Here is an 18,836-nt window from a genome sequence, read left to right on the forward strand (position 1 = left end):
AGCATCATGGCTTACTGGCTCATCAAATCCGAGCCCTCGGTCTATTCGTGGGATCAGTTCGTGAAGGAGAAGCGCACCTCCTGGACCGGCGTGCGCAATGCCCAGGCGGCATTGAATCTCAAGGCGATGAAGCCGGGCGACCGCTGCTTCTTCTATCACTCCAACGAGGGCAAGGAGATCGTGGGCATCGCCGAGGTGGTGAAGGCCGCCTATCCCGATCCGACCGACAAGGCCGGCAAGGCCGTGACGGTCGATGTCGCGCCGATCGAGCCGGTGAAACAGTCGGTGACACTCGCGGCGATCAAGGCCGATGCTCGGCTCAAGGACTTCGGCCTGGTGCGCCAGTCGCGACTATCCGTCGTGCCGGTCAATGCCGAGCAGTGGAAGCTGATCCTGAAGATGGCAGGCGGCAAGTAAGGTCGCCCGCAAAGAGTCTCGGGCGCGCGCCCTCGATCAGCGGGCGACCCAGCTTTCGTAGTCGCGCGCCACATCCGCGACCGCAGCCTCGTAGATGCGCTTGCCATGCTCGACCGTGGCCAGGTTCGGATCGGAGCCGATGCGGCCGTCGGGGAAGTTGCGGCGATAGTCCTCGGCATCGGCGAACGATCCGGTCGGCGCGATGCGCGGCTCCATCGGCTTCTGCTGCACCGTTTCGGGATAGAGGTGCCAGGTGACCGCCACTTCCGACGGCGTGGCGTGGCTGCCCTCGGCGCTGCCATAGAGCTCGCGACTCAGCCCCTTCACGCCGGCGCTTTCCCACCAGTTGCGCAGCGCGCACTTGAGTGAAGGCTGGTTGCTGAGCTTCTCCATCGAGCGCTCGGCATAGATCTCCGAGAAGGCGGCGGTGACGGTGGCGATGTTGCCGCCATGGCCGTTGACGAAATAGAAACGCGTGAAGCCATGGCGGGCCAGCGACAGGACCATGTCGCGCACCACGGCGATCAGCGTGCTGGGCTTCAGCGTCATCGAACCGGGAAAGCCGAGATGATGCTGCGCCATGCCGACGGCGATGGTGGGGGCCACCAGGGCTCCGACCTTCTCGCCGGCCCCGCGCGCGATCATCTCCGAGGTCAGCGCGTCCGTGCCGATCAGGCCAGTGGGGCCATGCTGCTCGGTCGAGCCGATCGGGATGATGATGCCGGTCTTGGTCTTGAGGTAATCCTCGACGAACTGCCAGGTCTTGAGCTGAAGCTGCACGCGCTACTCCGTCATTGCGGCTCGGCCCGACAGGACAGCGGCCATCTCGAGCGAAGCCAGGAACTAGTGGATTGGATGCCGCGAAACATCCCTCGCTTCGCCCGCGATGACAACCGTCGTTTGGCGGCCAGCCGCTTCCTCGCTAATCGGCGCGCCAGAACTCCGCGGCGCCCTTGGGCAGCCGGGCGAGCACGCCCTCGAGCGCCGAGTGGTCGACACGGCGGCGCAACGCGGCCGCGACGTCCTCGATGGCCGACTGCGTCGATACATTGTGGTCCTGCCGCAGCTGCAGGACTTCGGCATTCATCGCGGCCTTGTCCGCGAACGGCCGTTTCGGCGCGTCGATGTCCCAGTCGGCCACGAACAGGGCGCGTAATCCTACCGGGAGCACGTTGGCGAACAGCAGCGCCTCCTTCACGGTCAGCCGCCGTCGGAAGGCCTGCAGGACGCCCTGCGCCATCGTGTAGGCGCGATGCGTCGTGCTCAGCAGGGCGGTGTCACGCACATCGACCAGGAATGCCTCGAACTCCTTCGAGGCGCGTTCGTATTCCTGGGGCACCGTCATGCGCGATCAGGTCAGGGAGAATTGTGATGGTTCGGTGACGGGCGCCTCGCAGCTCATGTCGCGACAGACATAGAGGGCCGGTTTGCCGTTCACGAGCCCCTTGCCCGCGGCCGGATGGTCCGGCGGCAAGAGCGCGTCGGGCGCAAGGCGGCGCACGATCTTGTTGGGCAGGCTCTTGTGATAGATCGCTCGACGCAGCGCTTCGGTGGCCGGATCGCCGGGAGCGCCCACGAGCACGAGTTCAGTGGCGCCGTGCAGCGTCTCGTAGCCGTTGAGGAAGGTCATCAACGGAAAGAAGTTGCCCTGCAGTTCGCCGGCGAATGCCTCGACCTGCCGCTCGGCCTTTTCACGCCACACCACGTCGGCGGTCAGGATCCACAGCCGGGCAAATACGCCGACCAGCGTGCCGTTGCCCGAAGGCACGGCATTGTCGTGACAGTGTTTGTTGCGGACGATGAGGTCCGCGGCATCGTCGGCGGTGATGAAATAGCCGCCCGCCTGTGGATCGGCGAAATGCCGGTCGAGGACACCGATCAGGGCCTGCGTCTCGTCGCGGTAATGGGCCTCGCCTGTGGTCTCGAACAGGGCGATGCCCGCGCGGGCCATGTTGGCATAATCGTCGAGTGTACCGCGATGCAGCCGCTTGCCGGCACGATGGGAGTGGAACAGCCGGCCGTTCTCGTCCCGCATCGTATCCATCACGAAGCGCCAGGCGCGCACGGCCGCCGCGAGCCAGTCGTCGCGCTGGAAGACAGCGGCGACATTGGCGAGCGCGGCGATCATCAGGCCGTTCCAGTCGGCCAGCACCTTGTCGTCCCAGCCCGGCCAGACACGCTTGTCGCGCACCGCCTTCACCTTGGCGCGCAAGGCAGCGAGTCTCCGCTCCTCGGCATCGCCCAGCAGCGCCGGCGACGTGTTCCGGTGCAGGATATTGTGATGCTCCCAGTTGCCTTCAGGCGTGACGTCGTAGACCTGACGGAAGAACGCGCCGTCGTCGGCGCCCAGGATGGCGTCGATTTCGGCGGCGTCCCAGACGTAGAACTTGCCCTCCACGCCTTCGGAGTCGGCATCGTAGGTGGCCGCGAAGCCGCCGCCCTCGGCCACCATCTCTCGCAGCACCCAGTCGCAGGTCTCGGCGATGCGCGTGGCATAGAGCGGGCTTTTGGTCTCCTGCCAGGCCAGCGTCAGCAGATCGACGAGCTGGGCATTGTCGTAGAGCATCTTCTCGAAATGCGGGATGAGCCAGTGCTCGTCCGTTGCGTATCGGGCGAAGCCGCCGCCGAGATGGTCGTAAATGCCGCCCTGGCACATGCGGTCGAGCGTCACCGTGACCGCGTCGAACAGCTTCGCCTCTTTGCGTCCGCGCAGCCAGCCGCGCCAGATGTTCTCGAATACATAGGGCGACGGGAATTTCGGCGCCTGACCGAAGCCGCCCCATACCGGATCGCACGCATCCGCCAGGCGGGCCGCGATCTGGTCGAGCAATCGCAGGGGAATGATCGGACCGTCTCCGCTGGCGACGACCGCCTTGTTGGTCGCCTTCTCGCGCAGCGCCTTCAGGAGTCCCGTGCGATTGGTCTCGATGTCCTGTGGCTTTTCCCGCCATGCCTGCGCGACCCCACGCAGGACGTCGACGAAGCTGGGTCGTCCGAAGCGGGCGGGATAGGGGAAATAGGTGCCGCCCCAGAAGGGTTCGCCGGCGGGCGTGCAGAACATCGTGAGCGGCCAACCGCCATGCTCGCCCAGCAGGTGAAGCGCCTGCATGTAGATGGCATCGACGTCGGGCCGTTCCTCGCGGTCGACCTTGATGTTGACGAACAGCTCGTTCATCACCGCCGCGACGTCGGGCGATTCGAAGCTCTCGTGCGCCATCACGTGGCACCAGTGACAGGCGGCATAGCCGATAGAGAGCAGGATCGGACGGTTGGTCCGCTGGGCTTCGGCCAGCGCCTCCTCGCCCCACGGCCACCAATGGACCGGATTATGGGCGTGCTGCAGCAGGTAGGGGCTGGTCTGGTCGCCGAGGCGGTTCCGTCCTTCGCTCATGCCGGACCTTCTCCGAGGTTGCCTTCGCTATTGATCAGGAGCACGCGGGCAGTCTTGTCGAGCCCGACCGCGCGCCGCGCGTCGTCGTTGGCGCAGAGGCGCAGAAGGCCGGCCATTCCGGCGCAGCCGGAGGGTCCGGAAGCGATCGCCGGATCTTGGCCGAGAGGATGGGCGTATTGGCGCCGGGCCGGCATCACCTCGTCCTCCTCGATGGTCATGAACCAGTCCGCGCCCAGGCCGATCACCGGCCAGGTCAGGGGCGAGATCTCCCGGCAGGCAAGCCCACCCATGACCGTTTCGGCATCGCCGGATGCCAGCATGGCTTTGCCGGCCAGGTTGCTCTGGAACCAGCAATCCGCACTCTTCGGTTCAACGACGATGAACACCGGCCGTTGCGGCAGCACGGCCCAGAGATAGCCGATCACCGCCGCGGCGAGGCCGCCCACACCGGCCTGGACGAGAACGTGCGTCGGCGCCTGCGGCCATTGATGGGCGATCTCGTCGGCCAGCACGGTGTAGCCGCGCATCACGTCGCGCGGCACGGTCTCGTACCCTTCCCATGACGTGTCGGAGATGATGGTCCAGCCCTTCTGTTCGGCCTGCCGCCGGCACTCGGCGACGGCGGTGTCGTAGTCGCCGTCGATGCGGATCACCTCGGCGCCGCGGGCACGGATCGCGGCCTCCTTTTCGGAGCTGGTGAATTTCGGCAGAAAGATCACGCAACGTGCGCCGACCAGCTGCGCCCCCATGGCGACCGAGCGGCCGTGATTGCCCGAGCTTGCCGTGGTGAAGACGATATCGGCCGGAGCCCTGTCCTTGTGCGTGGCGACAAATTCATGCACCGCGAAGACACCACCCAACGCCTTGAAGGCGCCGAAGCCGAAGCGCTGGCTCTCGTCCTTGATGCGGAGTTCGGCGACGCCGAGCCGGTCGGCCAGGGCCGGTAGCGGCACGAGCGGCGTCTGGCTCTTGTCAGGCACGGCAAGCTTGCCGATATCGGGAAGGGCGGCAGGATCGATGACCGTGCGTTGCGCGGGGCCATAGGGGCGGGTGCGGTCGACGCGGGGATTGTGGGCAAGCCAGCTCGTAGTCATGCCTGCTCATAGCATGGCCGCGACGCGGGATATCCCCTAAGGTTGGCCGGCCAAATGGAGAGCGACGGATGAAAGTGAACCTCGAAGTGAATTGCACGCCCGAGGAGGCGCGCGCCTTCTTCGGCCTGCCCGATCTCAAGCCGATGCAGGACCGGATCATGGGCGAGATCGAGGAGCGGCTGCGGTCGAGCCTGAATGCGATGAATCCCGAGGCGATCTTCAAGACCTGGCTGCCCGCCTCCATGCAGGGCGTCGAGCAGATGCAGCAGATCCAGCAGGCGTTCTGGGCCCAGCTTGCCAATATCGCCAGCGGCAAGAAGGAATGAGCGCGGCATGTGCGAGCGCGAGAAACCGACCGATCCCAGGCCCTATTACGAAGCGCATGTCTTCTGCTGCACCAACCGGCGGCCGGCCGGCCATCCGCGCGGTTGCTGCGCGGAGAAGGCATCGGAGCAGTTGCGCGACTACATGAAACGCCGCGCCAAGGAACTCGGCCTCGGCAAGGTCCGCATCAACAGCGCCGGCTGCCTCGATCGCTGCGAACTCGGGCCGACGGTCGTGATCTATCCCGAAGGCATCTGGTACACAGTGGCGACCAAGGAAGATGTCGAGGAGGTGCTGAAGACGCACCTGATCGATGGCGGCCGCGTCGAGCGCCTCATGCTGCAACCGACCGACCGGCTGCCGAAGGATCGCGTGAAGGGATGACGGGTGGCAGCGAGAGATCGTGCGCGGCGGTCAATACCAGTAATTGACGAGGTAGTAATGTCCTCCCAGAGCGGTCCTGCGGATCTGACACGCCGCTCATGAGCGTTGGACGATGTTGACGCGGCCGCGCTTGAGTCGCGCCAAAGCCTCGGCTGCAACTTTCCGTGTAAAGACGGTTCCAAACGAGCCACGAGCTGTAAGGCCGGCAAAGTCGTACAGGGAGTGGGTGTTCGTCAGATTGAACTCGTCGACGATGATCCAACTTGGCGCATCTAGTCCCGTTCGCCTGCGTTCGATCTCCGGGACTGCGATGGCCGCGCGATCGGCAGAGGGCTGCTGTGTCGTCAGCGGGAAGAGATAAAGTCGGGAGGGATCGCGGCTGATGGCGAGAAGGACGCAAACGGGGCGTACCTTTCGTCCTGTCTCTTCTCCGGCCTCTGCCTGCCGGTGCCAGAGGTAGTTGAAGTCCAGGACGTCGCCGGGCTGGAACACGTTAGGTGGTCGTCTTCTTGCCCTTCGCGACGGCTTCCAGGCCGGCCGCGAGTTCGCGGGCGATGTCGGCGGGCATGTCGTCAACGCTGTACGACTGCGGTGGCGGATGGCCGGCAAGGCGCCGGTAGAGGTCGGCCGGCAAGATGACCAGCTTTTCCTTGCCGCGCTTTGTCAGGCTGATCGGTCCTTTCATCGCCTCATCCAGGACATCACCCGCGGATCGCATGAGTTCGGAGAAGGAGTAGTTCTTCATATATGTAAAATATGTATCTTGCGTAAAATGCGCAAGACCCCTAAAGGTCGGTACCGGGGCACAGCAGGCGTGCTCTGGAGCAGCAGCGCCAAGGAAAGCCGATGCAAGCAACAGTGGCCGTATTTGGAATCCTCCGGTTTCCTCCGGATCAGATGGAAGAGGTGCGTCGCCACTTGAAGGCGCTGGTAGATGCCACATACAGGAATGACGGGTGTATCGCCTACGACGTTGGCGAGGACCCATTTGATCCTGGTCTGATTCGGTTTTCGGAGCTCTGGCCAAGTCACGAGGCTTTGGACCGGCATCTCAAGGCTCCGCATATTGAACCTTGGCGGGTGGTGGCGCGTCGCTGCGGGCTGATGGAGCGAAAGTTCGTCGCCTATGACGTCGCGGCCACGCGGGATGTATGAGGCTCAAAGAATGCCGTCCCGAATTTCTTGTCCATGCGGGCGGTAGAGGCCGGAATCGTCGATCGTACGGCAGCGGCCTTAAGCTGGGGCCATGGTGGTGTGCGTTATTGCGGTCGGTCGGAAGGCAGTTGCCAGGGGGCTCCCTTTTCCTGCCATTTATTTAATGGCGATCCACAGGATTCGGGATCGGTCAAGCGTCTGCTCGTGGCTTCGCAACGGTAACGGGAAGGTGCCGGAAAGAGCCGGCCGGTTACTCGACCAGCTCGCCCAGGCGCCTGATAATGCGCGTGGGCCGCACGGTGGCGTGCGCGGGTACGCCAGCCTCGAACGGGTCGTACCAGATGCTGCAGATGCCGAGCTTCTGCGGCGCCACGACTTCCCATTCGTAGTTGTCGCCGACCATCCAGGCATCGCTGGCGGCGACGCCGAGGCTTTCGAGGGCATGGCGATACACGGCCGGCTCGGGCTTGCCCTGGCCGAATTCACCCTCGATCTGGATGTGATCGAAGCGGTGGGCGAGGTCGAAGCGCTCGATCTTGGCGCGCTGGGTTTCGCCGGCGCCGTTGGTGACGAGTGCCAGCTTCACGCCCGCGGCACGCAGCGCGTCGACGGTCGCGTGCGCATCCGGATAGAGACGGTATTCCTGCCGTCGCATCTCGGTGAAGGCATCGGCGATGCGGTCGGCGAGGTCGTCGTCGGGACGGCCGAGGCGGGCGAGGCCGCGGCGCACGGAAAGACGGCGCGCGCCCGGAATATCAAGGCGCCATTTTGCGGCCTCGGCTTCATCGGACCAGAAGGCGCGTGCTTCCGTCATGATCGCCACGCGCACACGCTCGATGGTACCCGCGTCGTGTGCATCGAGATGCGCCGAGAAGATATGCAGCAGCCGCGTCCACGCCTCCTCGGGCTGGGCATAAGCCCGGATCAGCGTGTCGTCGAGATCGAACAGAATCGCCCGCGGCAGCATTGTCACCGTCACGAGGGCCGATCAGTTCGTCGGCGACTGGCCGAACGAACTCGGCGACCGGCTGACCACGACGTTGCGGTTGCCCTGGATCTCGATCACCGCCAGCCCACGCTCCGAGCGGCCGTCCGGCAGGAAGCGGAAGATGCCATCGACGCCGGACCAGCCGGCAGGATTGGTGATCGCTTCGGTCGAGAAATCGCCGCCGGGCTTCAGCCGGGCAAGCTGAGCAGCCAACGCCACCCCGTCGTAGGCCAGCGTCGCGAGACGGTGTGGCGGCCGGCCGTAGGTGGCGACGAACCGCCGCTCGAAGTCGGCGCGCTTGTCGGGATCGGGGGCGGCGTACCAGGCGCCGCGCAGCTGCGGCTCCGAGCCGATGCCGGAGATGTCCCACACACCGGTGCCGATCAACTGCACCTTGCTGGTGTCGATATCGGCCGCGGACAGCGAGGCCAGCGCCGCGGAAAGCTGCGGCGGCGCGATCGGCACCAGGATCGCAAGCTTGCTGTCGCCGGTGACGCTCGCTGCCACTCTCTTGGCGGCTGCGGTCATGTCCAAGCTCTGCGGTGCGAACTGTTCGATCGCGACCACCGTGCCGCCGCGGGCGACCACTTCGTCCTGAAGGACGCGGCCCATCTGGTCGCCGTACGCGGTCTGCGGCGCGAAGACGGCGAAGCGCTTGATGCCGCTCGAGAGGGCGTAATCGACCACGCGGCGCACCTGCGGCGGGGCCGCGATGCCCATGATCCAGACTCCAGGCTGCGCCGCCTTCTCGTCGTTGGAGAAGGAGATGACCTTGGCGCCGCCCTGCTGGATCTGCGGCGCCAAGGCACTGGCGGAGGCTCCGAACAGGGGACCGAGGACCAGCGCACAGCCATCGGCGCGCGCCTTGTTGTAGGCCTGGACGGCGGAATCGGGTGTCTCGCCGCTGTCATAGGTCGACAGCGCGATATCCTTGGCGCCGGAATCGAACAGCGACATCTCCGCTGCCTGCTGCAGGGACTTTCCGATGGCAGCGGTGCGGCCCGAGAGCGGCAGCAGAAGCGCGATGCGCGCCTTGCCCGAAGCCGTGACCGGCGAACCGACTTGTGGCCCGGCGGGCTTGGGCGGCGCGGCAGTCGTGGTAGTCTGCGAAGGTTCGCTGCATGCAGCCAGCAGGAGGGCGGCAGTGACGAGCGCAAGAAGGGACGAACGCATCGGCGCGGGACTCCGGCAGGCGAATGCACATGAACGAACGCGGTTCCTTACAAGCTAACGACGCGCAAGGCTCGCGTAAACCATCGCTCGCGCCCGGTCTCCATATTGTCGCGACACCGATCGGCAACTTGCGCGACATCACGCTGCGCGCGCTCGATGTGCTGCGCGCTGCCGACCTCATCGCCTGCGAGGACACGCGGGTCTTTGCCAAGCTCGCCACTCATTACGGGATAAGCGCCCCCACCATTGCCTATAGCGACGCCACGCAGGAGGCGGCCGAGCCCCGCATCGTCCGCGCCCTCGCCGAGGGCAAGAGCGTGGCGCTGGTCTCCGATGCCGGCATGCCATTGGTGTCCGATCCCGGCTATCGCCTGGTGCGTGCAGCTTTGGCTGGTGGTCATTCGGTGACGGCTGCGCCGGGACCGTCGGCGGTGCCGATGGCGCTTGCCCTGTCCGGCTTGCCGACCGATCGCTTTTTCTTCGGCGGTTTTCTGCCGGCTAAGGCGGTGGAGCGCCGCCGCGCGATCGCCGAGGCCGGCGCGGTGCCGGCGACGCTGGTCTTCTTCGAGGCGCCGCATCGCCTGGCGGCCTCTCTCGCCGACCTGGCTGAGTTGCTGGGCGACAGGCCGGCGGCGGTGGCGCGCGAACTGACCAAGCTGTTCGAGGAGGTGCGCCGGGCGCCGCTCTCCGAGCTGGCCGCCCATTATGCCGAACAGGCGGACGTGAAGGGCGAGATCGCCATCGTCATCGGCCCGCCGGGTGAAGCCGATGCCCCGGCCGCTGATGCGCTTGATAGTGCCTTGCGCACTGCCATGGCCGGCGCCTCGGTGAAGGATGCCGCCGCCGAGGTGGCGGCACGGTTTGGACTCAAGCGCCGCGAGGTCTATGCTCGGGCCCTCGCTCTCAAGCGGGAAGGGGTATCATGACCACCGAGACCCGCCAGAAGGCTCATCGACTAGGCCATACCGCCGAATGGCGTGCGGTGTGGCGTCTGCGCCTTGCCGGCTATTCGATCATTGCGCGCCGCTACAAGACCAAGCTGGGCGAGATCGACATCGTTGCGCGGCGCGGCAGTGTCCTCGCCTTTGTCGAGGTCAAGGCGCGCGCCGATCTCGAGACGGCCGCCTTCGCCCTGCACGGCAGGCAGTTCGGTCGGGTGGCACGGGCGGCAAGCCTGTTCGTCGCCCGCCACCCGCAATATGCCGCCCATTCGTTACGATTCGATGCTGTGCTGGTGGTCGGGATGTGGCCGCGTCACCTGCCCGACGTCTGGCGGGCGCCGGAGTGAGGCGTGGCGTCTGACAACTCCGTGCATCGACAGGATGTCAGCCGACTCCGTGCTCTGTGTGCAGGGGATGGCCGGCGGCTCGACCTTGTCGAAGCGGCGTTCGAGATGGCAGCCTTGCAGCGCGACGAGGTCATCGATCGCGGTCCGTTCCGCCAGCATGTGTCGGCCATGGCCAGCGATGTGGCGGATCTCGTCCATCGCCGCGGCGCGGTGCCGGAGCGGCTGGGCGAGGTGATCGCCCAGGCCTATGGCTATCGCGGCGACACCGAGACCTATGACGACCTGCAGAATGCCGACCTGCCGCGCGTGATCGAGCGACGCAAGGGGCTCCCGGTCGCGTTGTCGATGATCTACCTGCACGTGGCCCGGGCGCAGGGATGGGACGCCGAGGGCTTGGCGTTTCCCGGCCATTTCCTGATCCGCGTCGAAATCGAAGGCGGTCGGCACGTGCTCGATCCTTTCCATGGCGGCGCCGCGCGGGATGCCGCCGAGCTGCGCGCCCTGTTGCATCAGGTGCTCGGGGCGGACAGCGAACTGCAGCCCGGCCATTTCGATCCGGTGCCGGACCGCGACGTGCTGCTGCGGCTCGAGAACAACGTGCGGCTGCGGCTGGCCAAGCACAAGGACTGGACCGGCGCCGCACGCTCGCTGGAGCGCATGCTGGCGATCGCGCCAGATCGCCCGGAGCTCCTGTACGAGTCGGGTGAGATCAATGCCCGGCTCGACAATCGCCGAGCCGCGATCGCGGCGTTCGAGCGTTTCCTGGGGCTCGGGCCTCCTCAGGCCGATGCCGGCCTGCGCCAACGGGCATCGGCCCTGTTGCAGGAATTGCGCCGCGGGCTTAACTGACGCTCCCTTTGCCGCGGACAGGACGGAACCATGAAGCTGAGCGTCGCCATCCAGATGGACCACGTGTCGACGATCGACATCGACGGCGATTCGACTTTCGTGCTGGGACTCGAGGCGCAGCGGCGCGGTTACGAAGTCTGGCACTACACGCCGCCCGAGCTGATCTTCCGCGACCGCAAGGTGATGGCCCGCGCCCAGCCGATGCAGCTGCGGCGCGAGAAGGGCAACCACTACACGCTGGGCGCGTCCGAGATGCGCGACCTGGCGACGTTCGACGTGGTGCTGCTGCGCCAGGATCCGCCGTTCGACATGTCGTACATCACGACGACGCATCTGCTGGAGCATATCCATCCGAAGACGCTGGTGGTGAACGATCCCGCCAGCGTGCGCAACGCGCCGGAGAAGCTGTTCGTCACGCATTTCGACAACGTGATGCCGCCGACGCTGATCACCGCCGATGCGCGGGCGCTGCGCGAGTTCCGTGACGAGCACAAGGACATCATCCTGAAGCCGCTGTTCGGCAATGGCGGTGCGGGCGTGTTCCGCCTCAAGCCGGATGACGAGAACTTCGCCTCGCTGCTGGAGATGTTCTCGCAGCGCAGCCGCGAACCGGTGATCGCGCAGCGCTACCTGCCGGAGGTGCGGCAGGGCGACAAGCGCATCATCCTGATCGACGGCAAGCCGGCCGGCGTGGTGAACCGCGTGCCGGCGGAAGGCGAGGCGCGCTCCAACATGCATGTCGGCGGTCAGGCGGTGAAGGCGACCCTCACCAAGCGCGACCTCGAGATCTGCGAGATCATCGGGCCGGAGTTGGCGCGGCGCGGCATGATCTTCGTCGGCATCGACGTCATCGGCGACTATCTCACCGAGATCAACGTCACCTCGCCGACCGGCCTGCAGCAGATCGATCGCTTCGACGGCGTATCGCTCGAGGCGCAGATCTGGGACCGGATCGAGGCCCGCTACCAGGCCACGCGCGGCGGCGCCGGCTGATGACGGGTCCGGCCAAGGCGGCGCCGATCCGGATCAATGGCGCGCTTTGGCTGGATCCGGACGAGATCGAGGAGAGCTTCGTGCGCGCTGCCGGCCCGGGCGGCCAGCACGTGAACAAGAGTTCGACTGCGGTGCAACTGCGCTTCGATGTCCGCCGCTCGCCCTCGCTTCCCGACGATGTGCGGCATCGCCTGGAGCGGCTGGCCGGGCAGAGATTGACCCGCGACGGCGTGCTCGTGCTGACGGCGCAAAGCGAACGCAGCCAGAAGCGCAACCGCGAGGAAGCGCTGGCGCGGCTGGTTGCGATGATCCGGACCGCGGCGCGACCGCCGACGCCGCGCAAACCGACCAAGCCGACGAGGTCGAGCAAGCTTCGGCGACTGGACGACAAGAAGCGGCACGGCACCCTGAAATCGCTGCGCCGCAGTCGGACTGACTTTTCCTGAGCGCGGCCGCCGCGACTTGTCGACGGCGCGGGCCTGCCCTACCGTTCGTTCAACGAACGATAAGGGGAGGGCGGGAATGCCCGCTATTCAGGTCCGTGGCGCCAACCTGGTCTACGAGGTGCTGGGAGACGGCGGTCCCTGGGTCGTGATCTCTCCGGGCGGACGTCGCGGTCTGACGTCGGACCGCGCGCTCGGCATGCTGCTGGCCGAAGCCGGCTTTCGCGTGCTGGTCTACGATCGCCGCAATACCGGCGCCTCCGACATCGGCTTTCCCGGCACCTCCGAAAGCCACGAGCAGGCCGAGGACCTGCTGGCACTGCTGCAGGCGCTCGGCACGGGCCCGGCCTATGTTGCCGGCTGCTCCTCCGGCGCACGGCTGTCGCTGTTGCTCGCCCTGCACCATCCCGAGGCTGTTCGTGCGCTGCTGCTGTGGCGCGTGACCGGCGGCCCGTACGCGGCCCGGAAGCTCGCCTTCAATTACTACGAACAGTTCATTGCCGCAGCCGAATCAGGCGGCATCGATGCCGTGGCCCGGACCGAGCACTTCGCCGCGATGATCGCCGCCAATCCGCACAACAGGAGCATTCTCGATCGGTTAGGCGCGGACGGATTTGTCGCCGCCATGCGCCGCTGGCTTGCGGGCTTCCATCAGGGCAGCGGCTACCCGGTCGCCGGCCTCAGCCCGGAGGAGATGCGCCGCATCGCGCTGCCCGCCCTCATCGTTCCCGGCAACGACCGCATCCATCCGCGCGCGCCGGGACAGGCGGCGCATCGGCTGCTGCCGAACAGCGAGTATCGCGAGATCATGACCGAGGACGTCGATGTCGATGTCGATTTCGCCGCCTGGGAGGCGAAGACTGGAACGCTTGCCGCCTGCTTCATCGACTTCCTGCGCCGGCGCGAGACGCTGGCAATCCGGCGACCGTGACAGGCTGACGAAGCGGAGGCGCGCTTGGACAAGTTCATGGCTCTGCGCGTCTTTGCCCGGGTCGTCGAGCATGGCGGCTTCACCGCGGCGGCCAACAGGCTCGGCCAGTCGCCCTCGGCCGTGACCAAGACGATCGCACGGCTCGAGGACGAGCTGGAAGCGCAACTGTTCAATCGTTCGACGCGTCGCTTGCGCACCACCGACTTCGGTCAGGAGTTCTACGAACGCTGCGTCCATATCCTGGCGGATCTCGAGGATGCCGAGGCGGCCATCAAGCGCGGCAGCGTCGTACCGCGCGGCTGCATCCGTGCCGTCTTCCCCTTGTCGTTCGGTCGGGTGACGCTGGCGCCCGAGCTGCCGGCCTTCTTCGAACGCTATCCGGAAATCAGCCTCGATCTGCATTTCAGCGACAGCGCCGTCGATCTGATCGCGCATGGCTTCGAGCTGGCGGTGCGCACGGGCAACATCACCGACTCGCGCCTGACTACGCGGCTGCTGACGCGCGGGCCGCAGGTGACGGTCGCGGCGCCGCGCTACCTCGAGCGCCGGGGCGAGCCCAAGACGCCTCGCGATCTCCTGAAGCACAATTGCCTCATCAGCCGCTTCGGCCCGGAATGGAGCTTCAAGGGCAAGGGCGGCCGGCCGTTCGGCGTGCGCGTGCGCGGCAATGCCGCGATCAACAGCGGCGATGCCTTGCGCGAGGCCGTCGTCGCCGGCACCGGCATCGCCCAGGGAACATGGTGGCTTTATCGCAAGGATCTGGAGCGCGGCGACGTCCGGGCCATCCTGCGCGACTACGAGCTGGAAGGCGCGCCTGTGTCGGTACTCTATCCGCCACAGCGACACCTGCCGATGAAGCTGCGCGCCTTGATCGACTTCCTGGTGCAGATCACCCGCAGCGGATAGCCCGCCTCATTCGGCTGCCGCGGCGCGCGTGGCATGGAAGGCCGGCATCACCTCGCGGGCAAAGGTGCGCAGGTTGGCGACGGAGGCGTTGGGATCGACCAGCAGGATGTTGGTGGCGCCGCCCGCTTCGAGCTGCTTCAGACGCGCGATCACCTCGTCCGGCGTTCCGAGCAGCGGCGCGGTATCCTCCTCGATCCGGTCGGCCAGCTTGTCGCGCGCCAGGTCGCCGATCATCTTGATCACGCGCTGACGCGTTTCATAGGCCTGCGCCCGTTCGCTCTCGCTATGGATCATCTGTAGCGCTCGTGACGTCGCGACCATGTTCGGATCGTAAGGACGGCCGATGCGCTCGCACTCCTCGCGGAAGATGGCGATGCGCTGGATGATCTGGTCGACCTGGGCAAGCTGGTCGAGCAGCAGGTTGTAGCCCTCGCGCGCGGCACGGCGGACGCTGTCGTGGCTGCCGGCAGCCAGCCATAGCGGCGGATGCGGCCGCTGCAGCGGTTCTGGTTCGACCAGGATGTTGTCGTAGTGCCAGCGCTTGCCGTGATGCGTGAAGCGACCGTCGGTGGTCCAGGCCTTGCGGATGATCTCCATCGCCTCGTCGAAGCGCTCGGTCGCCTCGGCCATGGGAATGCAGAAGCCGTCGAACTCGGCCTGGCGATAACCCTTGCCGACGCCGAAGTCGAACCGTCCGCCGCTCAGCAGGTCGAGCGTCGCGGCCTGCTCGGCGACCAGCACCGGATTGTGCCACGGCAGGACGACCACGGCGGTGCCGAGCCGGATCTGCTGGGTCTTGGCCGCAAGATAGGCCAGCAGCGTCATGGAGGCCGAGACCTGGCCCTGGCCGGTGAAGTGATGCTCCACCATGAACATGTGCTTGAAGCCGAGCCGATCCGCCTCGACCACATAGTCGATGAAGCTCTCGTAACCCTGGCTGTCTTCGATGCCGACGCTGCGTTTGGTTCGTGCGCCGCCGAACAGTCCGAATTGCATATGCCGCTCCCTGGCGCCGTCCGCGGGCGCTGCTGCCATGCTGGCGCAGGCTGGCGGCGGAAGGAAATGCCGAAATCGCCAAATCACCGTTGCCCGGATGTCCGAAATCGCCATGCCTCGGATCTCGGCGCCACAGGAACGGACGGGTCGTCGATTTCGGACAATCCGGAACAGATCTTTTGCTCTTTGACAGCGTGCCGCTCGCGCCGTGCTTGGCCCATGCTCCGGCCAAAGAACGGAAGTATGGGAGGGAGGTCGCGGCCGCATGGTCGACCCATTAGCCGTGCTGAATGCGGTGGTGGCGGGCGTCCTGCTGGGCGGCTTCTATGCCGCCGTCGCGCTCGGCATCGCCATCGCCTTCGGCATGCTCGACATCCCGAACCTCGCCCATCCCGCCTTCGTCGTGGTCGGGGCCTTCGCCACCTGGCTGCTGAACAGCCACTTCGGCATCGATCCCGTGCTGGCGGGATTCCTGATGGCGCCGCTGTTCTTCCTGCTCGGTCTGGCGCTCTACCGGCTCTACCACATCTGCTTCGAACGACGAGGCGAGGCATCCTTGCAGGGCCTCGCCTTCTTCTTTGGCGTCCTGTTCATCACCGAGGTGGGCCTCGTCCTGAGCGCCGGCGCCGACTATCGCTCGGTCTCCGCCCCCTATATCGGCGCGAGCCTCAGCTTTGCCGGCATGGTGCTGCCCGGGCGCATGCTGGTGCCGTTCGTCGTCTCCATCGCCATGATCGGTTTGCTGCACCGCTTCCTCGCCCGCAGCTTCACCGGACGCGCCATCCTCGCGGTCTCGCAGGACCAGACCGCCCTTCGGCTGATGGGCGTCAGTCCGATCCGCATCAAGACCCTGGCTTTCGGACTCGCCAATGCGACCGCATCGATCGCGGGTGCGTTGCTGATCATCGTCGAGCCGGTTGAACCCAGCATCGGTCGCGACTTCATCGGTCGCGCCTTCGCGGTCGTCGTGCTGGGCGGCATGGGAAGCTTCTACGGCATGCTGCTGGCGAGCCTGATCCTAGGCATCACGGAAAGCCTGGTGTCGGATATGTGGAATCCGTCGTGGGCGCCGGCCATCGCCTTCGGTTTCCTGCTGCCGACTCTTGCCTTCCGGTCGGGTGGCCTATTGGGGCGCAAGCTATGACCAATCTGCGCTTCGGTCTGCTCGGCCTGGCGTTGATCGTGGCCTTGTGGCTCGCGGGTCGCCTGGTCACCAACGAGTATGTGTTCTTCGCCGGCTACGCTGTCGCCCAGTACATCCTGCTCGCGACTGCCTGGAACCTCCTGGGCGGATATGCCGGCTACGTCAATTTCGGCACGGCCGCCTTCTTCGCTCTCGGCGCCTATGTGTCGGTGGCGGTGAACAAGCTGTTCGAGCCGCCCTTGATCGTGCTGATCCTCGTCGGCGCGCTGGCCTCCGGCGCGGTCGGGCTCGCGATGGGCTACCTCACCCTCAAGCTGCGGGGCGTGTTCTTCTCGATCGCCACGCTTGCCCTCGCCATCGTCGCCCAGGCGGTGGTCACCAATTGGGAATTCGTCGGCGGCTCCTCGGGGGCCTACCTGCTGCGTCCGACCGCCGGACCGTGGGGCGGCAGCTACGTCGAGTATCTGTTCTACGTCATGCTGGTCATGGCGGTGGGCGCCGTCGTCCTGGCGCGCTGCATCGAACGATCCAAGATCGGCTTCGGCCTCGCGGCGATCCGCGACGACGAGCTGGTGGGCGAAGCCTATGGCGTGCCGACGCTGCGGCTCAAGCTCCTGGTCACGGTGCTGTCGGGCGCGCTGATGGGCATGGCGGGTGCGCCGCTTCCCTTCTACGTGGCCTATCTCGATCCGCCCTCGGCCTTCAATCTCGCTTACGCGGTGAACACTATCGCCATGCCACTGATCGGCGGCGCCAGCACCTGGGTCGGGCCGGTGATCGGCGCGGTGCTGCTCACGGCCGTCCAGGAAACCGCGATGGTCACGATCTCGTCGGCTGCCAACCTGATGATCGTCGGTCTCCTGATGGTGCTGTTCATCTCGCTGGCACCGAACGGCATCATGGGCCTGCTGCGCGGCGTGCGGAGCCGCGCATGACGGCGCCGCTGCTCACCGTCGACCAACTGACCAAACGCTTCGGCGGCTTCGTGGCGCTCGACCAGGTGTCGCTGCAGGTGGCGCAGGGCGAGCGCCTCGGCCTCATCGGCCCGAACGGATCGGGCAAGAGCACCCTCGTCAATTGCATCAGCGGCACCGTGCCGATCAGCTCGGGTCGCGTGCTGCTCGACCGCGAGCGCATCGACAGGCTGCCGCCGCACCGGCGGGCGCAGCTGGGGTTGGTGCGCAGCTTCCAGCTGCCGCGCCCGTTCGGCAGCCTCACCATCGCCGACAATCTCAAGGTGGCGATGCTCTATGCCGGCAAGCCGTCCTCCGACTCGATCCACGATCTGCTGGCGCTGCTCGGCCTCGAGGACAAGGCCGGCCGGCTGCCGCGCGAGCTGACGCAGATCGAGATGCGCAAGCTCGAACTGGCTCGCGCGATGGCGGCAAATCCGCGGTTGCTGATCGTGGACGAGGTCATGGCCGGCCTGTCCCATGCCGAGGTCGACGAGATCGTCGAGCTGCTGCTGCGGCTGAACGAGGCCGGCGTCACGATCGTCATGATCGAGCACATCATGCGCGCGGTCATGGCCTTCTCGCAGCGCCTGGTCTGCATCGTCGCCGGCCGCAAGGTGGCCGATGGCGATCCGCGGGAGGTCACCGGCGACGCGCATGTGCTGAAGGCCTATCTCGGTGAGTAGCCTCAGCATCCGCAACCTGACCGCCGGCTATGGCCGCGTGCGCGTGCTGGCCGATCTGTCGATGGAGGTGCGCGGCGGCGAGACCGTGGCCTTGCTCGGCACCAATGGCAACGGCAAGTCGACCTTGATGCGCTGCGTGATGGGCCTGCTCAAGCCGGCCGCCGGCAGCATCACCGCCGAGATCGATGGGCGGACGCACGAGCTGGCGGGAGCCGAAACAGAGGAGATCGTCGGACTCGGCATCGCCATGGTGCCGGAAGGCCGCCGCCTGTTTCCCCGCCTCTCGGTCGAGGAGAATCTCACCATCGGTGCGTCGCGACGGGTGGCGCGAAGATCCCTGGCGCGCAACATCGACTTCTGCTTCGAGACCTTTCCCCGCCTCAAGGAACGCCGCTCTCAGCTCGCCGGCAGCATGAGCGGCGGTGAACAGCAGATGCTGGCCCTCGCTCGTGCGCTCATGAGCGAGCCGCGCATCCTGCTGGTGGACGAGCCGTCGGTCGGCCTCGCGCCGCTGATGGTCAGGCGCACCATCGAGAAGATCAAGGAACTCAAGGAAGAGAAGCGGCTGACGGTGCTGATGGCCGAGCAGAACTTCCATCAGGCCCTCGGCATCGCCGACCGCGGCTATGTCATCGTCCAGGGCAGGATCGTGTTCACCGGCAACTCGACCGACGAGCTGAACGACAACGAACTCATCAAGAAGCTCTACATGGGACTTTGA

The 18,836-nt window shown here is 66.3% G+C and carries 24 protein-coding genes; 15 read left to right on the plus strand and 9 right to left on the minus strand.

What is annotated here, in order from left to right:
- Positions 1–6: 6 nt before the first annotated feature.
- A complete protein-coding gene (locus tag B5D62_RS23285) occupies positions 7–417 on the plus strand; it encodes an EVE domain-containing protein (protein WP_085936391.1) in 411 nt (136 codons plus the stop codon).
- Positions 418–453: 36 nt separating this feature from the next.
- On the opposite strand, the gene B5D62_RS23290 is transcribed toward B5D62_RS23285, so the two are convergent.
- The 4 genes from B5D62_RS23290 to B5D62_RS23305 all read right to left on the minus strand — a co-directional run bounded on the left by B5D62_RS23290 (position 454) and on the right by B5D62_RS23305 (position 4,902).
- Positions 454–1,197 (minus strand): creatininase family protein, encoded by a 744-nt coding sequence (locus B5D62_RS23290; protein ID WP_085936393.1) that lies wholly within the window; start codon positions 1,195–1,197, stop codon positions 454–456.
- A gap of 142 nt (positions 1,198–1,339) precedes the next feature.
- Positions 1,340–1,762: a DUF2267 domain-containing protein gene (locus tag B5D62_RS23295; protein WP_085936395.1), complete on the minus strand. Its 423-nt coding sequence runs from the start codon at positions 1,760–1,762 to the stop codon at positions 1,340–1,342.
- A gap of 6 nt (positions 1,763–1,768) precedes the next feature.
- Entirely contained in the window at positions 1,769–3,808 is a 2,040-nt protein-coding gene (locus tag B5D62_RS23300; RefSeq protein ID WP_085936397.1) for a thioredoxin domain-containing protein, read from the minus strand.
- Positions 3,805–4,902 (minus strand): diaminopropionate ammonia-lyase, encoded by a 1,098-nt coding sequence (locus tag B5D62_RS23305; RefSeq protein ID WP_085936416.1) that lies wholly within the window; start codon positions 4,900–4,902, stop codon positions 3,805–3,807. Before B5D62_RS23305 ends, B5D62_RS23300 begins: the two co-directional genes overlap by 4 nt.
- Positions 4,903–4,970: 68 nt before the next feature.
- On the opposite strand from B5D62_RS23305, the gene B5D62_RS23310 reads away from it, so the two are divergent.
- Entirely contained in the window at positions 4,971–5,228 is a 258-nt protein-coding gene (locus B5D62_RS23310) for a DUF6489 family protein (RefSeq protein ID WP_085936418.1), read from the plus strand.
- 7 nt (positions 5,229–5,235) lie between these two features.
- Positions 5,236–5,610 carry a (2Fe-2S) ferredoxin domain-containing protein gene (locus tag B5D62_RS23315; protein WP_085936420.1) on the plus strand — a complete coding sequence of 125 codons (375 nt, stop codon included), beginning with the start codon at positions 5,236–5,238 and terminating at the stop codon, positions 5,608–5,610.
- A 96-nt stretch (positions 5,611–5,706) separates the two neighbouring features.
- Here B5D62_RS23315 and B5D62_RS23320 read toward each other — a convergent pair whose 3' ends face one another.
- Positions 5,707–6,102: a hypothetical protein gene (locus B5D62_RS23320; RefSeq protein WP_085936421.1), complete on the minus strand. Its 396-nt coding sequence runs from the start codon at positions 6,100–6,102 to the stop codon at positions 5,707–5,709.
- A gap of 1 nt (position 6,103) precedes the next feature.
- Positions 6,104–6,553: a type II toxin-antitoxin system prevent-host-death family antitoxin gene (locus B5D62_RS34275; RefSeq protein WP_139374041.1), complete on the minus strand. Its 450-nt coding sequence runs from the start codon at positions 6,551–6,553 to the stop codon at positions 6,104–6,106.
- Here B5D62_RS34275 and B5D62_RS23330 point away from each other — a divergent pair.
- Entirely contained in the window at positions 6,457–6,765 is a 309-nt protein-coding gene (locus tag B5D62_RS23330) for a putative quinol monooxygenase (protein WP_085936424.1), read from the plus strand. The genes B5D62_RS34275 and B5D62_RS23330 overlap by 97 nt on opposite strands.
- A gap of 250 nt (positions 6,766–7,015) precedes the next feature.
- Here B5D62_RS23330 and B5D62_RS23335 read toward each other — a convergent pair whose 3' ends face one another.
- Both B5D62_RS23335 and B5D62_RS23340 read right to left on the minus strand, forming a co-directional pair.
- Entirely contained in the window at positions 7,016–7,744 is a 729-nt protein-coding gene (locus B5D62_RS23335) for an HAD family hydrolase (protein ID WP_218191249.1), read from the minus strand.
- A gap of 9 nt (positions 7,745–7,753) precedes the next feature.
- On the minus strand, positions 7,754–8,926 hold the full coding sequence (locus B5D62_RS23340; RefSeq protein WP_085936426.1) for a penicillin-binding protein activator: 1,173 nt from the start codon (positions 8,924–8,926) through the stop codon (positions 7,754–7,756).
- A 29-nt stretch (positions 8,927–8,955) separates the two neighbouring features.
- On the opposite strand from B5D62_RS23340, the gene rsmI reads away from it, so the two are divergent.
- The 7 genes from rsmI to B5D62_RS23375 all read left to right on the plus strand — a co-directional run bounded on the left by rsmI (position 8,956) and on the right by B5D62_RS23375 (position 14,336).
- Positions 8,956–9,852, plus strand: coding sequence for a 16S rRNA (cytidine(1402)-2'-O)-methyltransferase (rsmI, locus tag B5D62_RS23345; protein WP_085936427.1), 897 nt, complete (start codon positions 8,956–8,958; stop codon positions 9,850–9,852).
- Complete coding sequence (locus B5D62_RS23350) at positions 9,849–10,214, plus strand: YraN family protein (RefSeq protein ID WP_085936428.1); 366 nt, start codon at positions 9,849–9,851, stop codon at positions 10,212–10,214. Before rsmI ends, B5D62_RS23350 begins: the two co-directional genes overlap by 4 nt.
- A 3-nt stretch (positions 10,215–10,217) precedes the next feature.
- Positions 10,218–11,063, plus strand: coding sequence for a SirB1 family protein (locus B5D62_RS23355; protein WP_139374043.1), 846 nt, complete (start codon positions 10,218–10,220; stop codon positions 11,061–11,063).
- Between the two features lie 30 nt (positions 11,064–11,093).
- Positions 11,094–12,056 (plus strand): glutathione synthase, encoded by a 963-nt coding sequence (gene gshB, locus B5D62_RS23360; protein WP_085936430.1) that lies wholly within the window; start codon positions 11,094–11,096, stop codon positions 12,054–12,056.
- The gene (gene arfB / locus B5D62_RS23365) at positions 12,056–12,502 is read left to right on the plus strand and encodes an alternative ribosome rescue aminoacyl-tRNA hydrolase ArfB (RefSeq protein ID WP_085936431.1); all 447 of its coding nucleotides are present in this window, start codon (positions 12,056–12,058) and stop codon (positions 12,500–12,502) included. The genes gshB and arfB overlap by 1 nt, the downstream gene beginning before the upstream one ends.
- Before the next feature lie 76 nt (positions 12,503–12,578).
- Positions 12,579–13,430 carry an alpha/beta fold hydrolase gene (locus B5D62_RS23370; protein ID WP_085936433.1) on the plus strand — a complete coding sequence of 284 codons (852 nt, stop codon included), beginning with the start codon at positions 12,579–12,581 and terminating at the stop codon, positions 13,428–13,430.
- A gap of 24 nt (positions 13,431–13,454) precedes the next feature.
- Positions 13,455–14,336: a LysR family transcriptional regulator gene (locus tag B5D62_RS23375; RefSeq protein ID WP_085936435.1), complete on the plus strand. Its 882-nt coding sequence runs from the start codon at positions 13,455–13,457 to the stop codon at positions 14,334–14,336.
- Positions 14,337–14,342: 6 nt separating this feature from the next.
- Here B5D62_RS23375 and B5D62_RS23380 read toward each other — a convergent pair whose 3' ends face one another.
- Positions 14,343–15,332, minus strand: a complete 990-nt coding sequence (locus B5D62_RS23380) for an LLM class flavin-dependent oxidoreductase (protein WP_085936601.1) — start codon at positions 15,330–15,332, stop codon at positions 14,343–14,345.
- A 265-nt stretch (positions 15,333–15,597) separates the two neighbouring features.
- On the opposite strand from B5D62_RS23380, the gene B5D62_RS23385 reads away from it, so the two are divergent.
- Genes B5D62_RS23385 through B5D62_RS23400 form a run of 4 tightly spaced genes read left to right on the plus strand, consistent with a single transcriptional unit; the run spans position 15,598 to position 18,836 of the window.
- A complete protein-coding gene (locus B5D62_RS23385) occupies positions 15,598–16,476 on the plus strand; it encodes a branched-chain amino acid ABC transporter permease (protein WP_085936437.1) in 879 nt (292 codons plus the stop codon).
- Complete coding sequence (locus B5D62_RS23390) at positions 16,473–17,411, plus strand: branched-chain amino acid ABC transporter permease (protein ID WP_085936438.1); 939 nt, start codon at positions 16,473–16,475, stop codon at positions 17,409–17,411. Before B5D62_RS23385 ends, B5D62_RS23390 begins: the two co-directional genes overlap by 4 nt.
- Positions 17,408–18,115: an ABC transporter ATP-binding protein gene (locus tag B5D62_RS23395; RefSeq protein ID WP_085936440.1), complete on the plus strand. Its 708-nt coding sequence runs from the start codon at positions 17,408–17,410 to the stop codon at positions 18,113–18,115. The genes B5D62_RS23390 and B5D62_RS23395 overlap by 4 nt, the downstream gene beginning before the upstream one ends.
- A complete protein-coding gene (locus B5D62_RS23400; RefSeq protein WP_231714914.1) occupies positions 18,108–18,836 on the plus strand; it encodes an ABC transporter ATP-binding protein in 729 nt (242 codons plus the stop codon). The genes B5D62_RS23395 and B5D62_RS23400 overlap by 8 nt, the downstream gene beginning before the upstream one ends.

The organism is Enhydrobacter aerosaccus (assembly GCF_900167455.1).
Lineage (GTDB): Bacteria > Pseudomonadota > Alphaproteobacteria > Reyranellales > Reyranellaceae > Reyranella > Reyranella aerosaccus.

Excerpts from the sequence above, each read along its gene's own strand:
- B5D62_RS23285 (WP_085936391.1), top strand. The coding sequence starts at position 7 with ATGGCTTACTGGCTCATCAAATCCGAGCCCTCGGTCTATTCGTGGGAT.
- B5D62_RS23295 (WP_085936395.1), bottom strand. The coding sequence starts at position 1,762 with ATGACGGTGCCCCAGGAATACGAACGCGCCTCGAAGGAGTTCGAGGCA.
- B5D62_RS23300 (WP_085936397.1), bottom strand. The coding sequence starts at position 3,808 with ATGAGCGAAGGACGGAACCGCCTCGGCGACCAGACCAGCCCCTACCTG.
- B5D62_RS23305 (WP_085936416.1), bottom strand. The coding sequence starts at position 4,902 with ATGACTACGAGCTGGCTTGCCCACAATCCCCGCGTCGACCGCACCCGC.
- B5D62_RS23310 (WP_085936418.1), top strand. The coding sequence starts at position 4,971 with ATGAAAGTGAACCTCGAAGTGAATTGCACGCCCGAGGAGGCGCGCGCC.
- B5D62_RS23315 (WP_085936420.1), top strand. The coding sequence starts at position 5,236 with ATGTGCGAGCGCGAGAAACCGACCGATCCCAGGCCCTATTACGAAGCG.
- B5D62_RS23330 (WP_085936424.1), top strand. The coding sequence starts at position 6,457 with ATGCAAGCAACAGTGGCCGTATTTGGAATCCTCCGGTTTCCTCCGGAT.
- B5D62_RS34275 (WP_139374041.1), bottom strand. The coding sequence starts at position 6,553 with ATGTGGCATCTACCAGCGCCTTCAAGTGGCGACGCACCTCTTCCATCT.
- B5D62_RS23340 (WP_085936426.1), bottom strand. The coding sequence starts at position 8,926 with ATGCGTTCGTCCCTTCTTGCGCTCGTCACTGCCGCCCTCCTGCTGGCT.
- rsmI (WP_085936427.1), top strand. The coding sequence starts at position 8,956 with ATGAACGAACGCGGTTCCTTACAAGCTAACGACGCGCAAGGCTCGCGT.
- B5D62_RS23350 (WP_085936428.1), top strand. The coding sequence starts at position 9,849 with ATGACCACCGAGACCCGCCAGAAGGCTCATCGACTAGGCCATACCGCC.
- gshB (WP_085936430.1), top strand. The coding sequence starts at position 11,094 with ATGAAGCTGAGCGTCGCCATCCAGATGGACCACGTGTCGACGATCGAC.
- arfB (WP_085936431.1), top strand. The coding sequence starts at position 12,056 with ATGACGGGTCCGGCCAAGGCGGCGCCGATCCGGATCAATGGCGCGCTT.
- B5D62_RS23370 (WP_085936433.1), top strand. The coding sequence starts at position 12,579 with ATGCCCGCTATTCAGGTCCGTGGCGCCAACCTGGTCTACGAGGTGCTG.
- B5D62_RS23380 (WP_085936601.1), bottom strand. The coding sequence starts at position 15,332 with ATGCAATTCGGACTGTTCGGCGGCGCACGAACCAAACGCAGCGTCGGC.
- B5D62_RS23385 (WP_085936437.1), top strand. The coding sequence starts at position 15,598 with ATGGTCGACCCATTAGCCGTGCTGAATGCGGTGGTGGCGGGCGTCCTG.
- B5D62_RS23390 (WP_085936438.1), top strand. The coding sequence starts at position 16,473 with ATGACCAATCTGCGCTTCGGTCTGCTCGGCCTGGCGTTGATCGTGGCC.
- B5D62_RS23395 (WP_085936440.1), top strand. The coding sequence starts at position 17,408 with ATGACGGCGCCGCTGCTCACCGTCGACCAACTGACCAAACGCTTCGGC.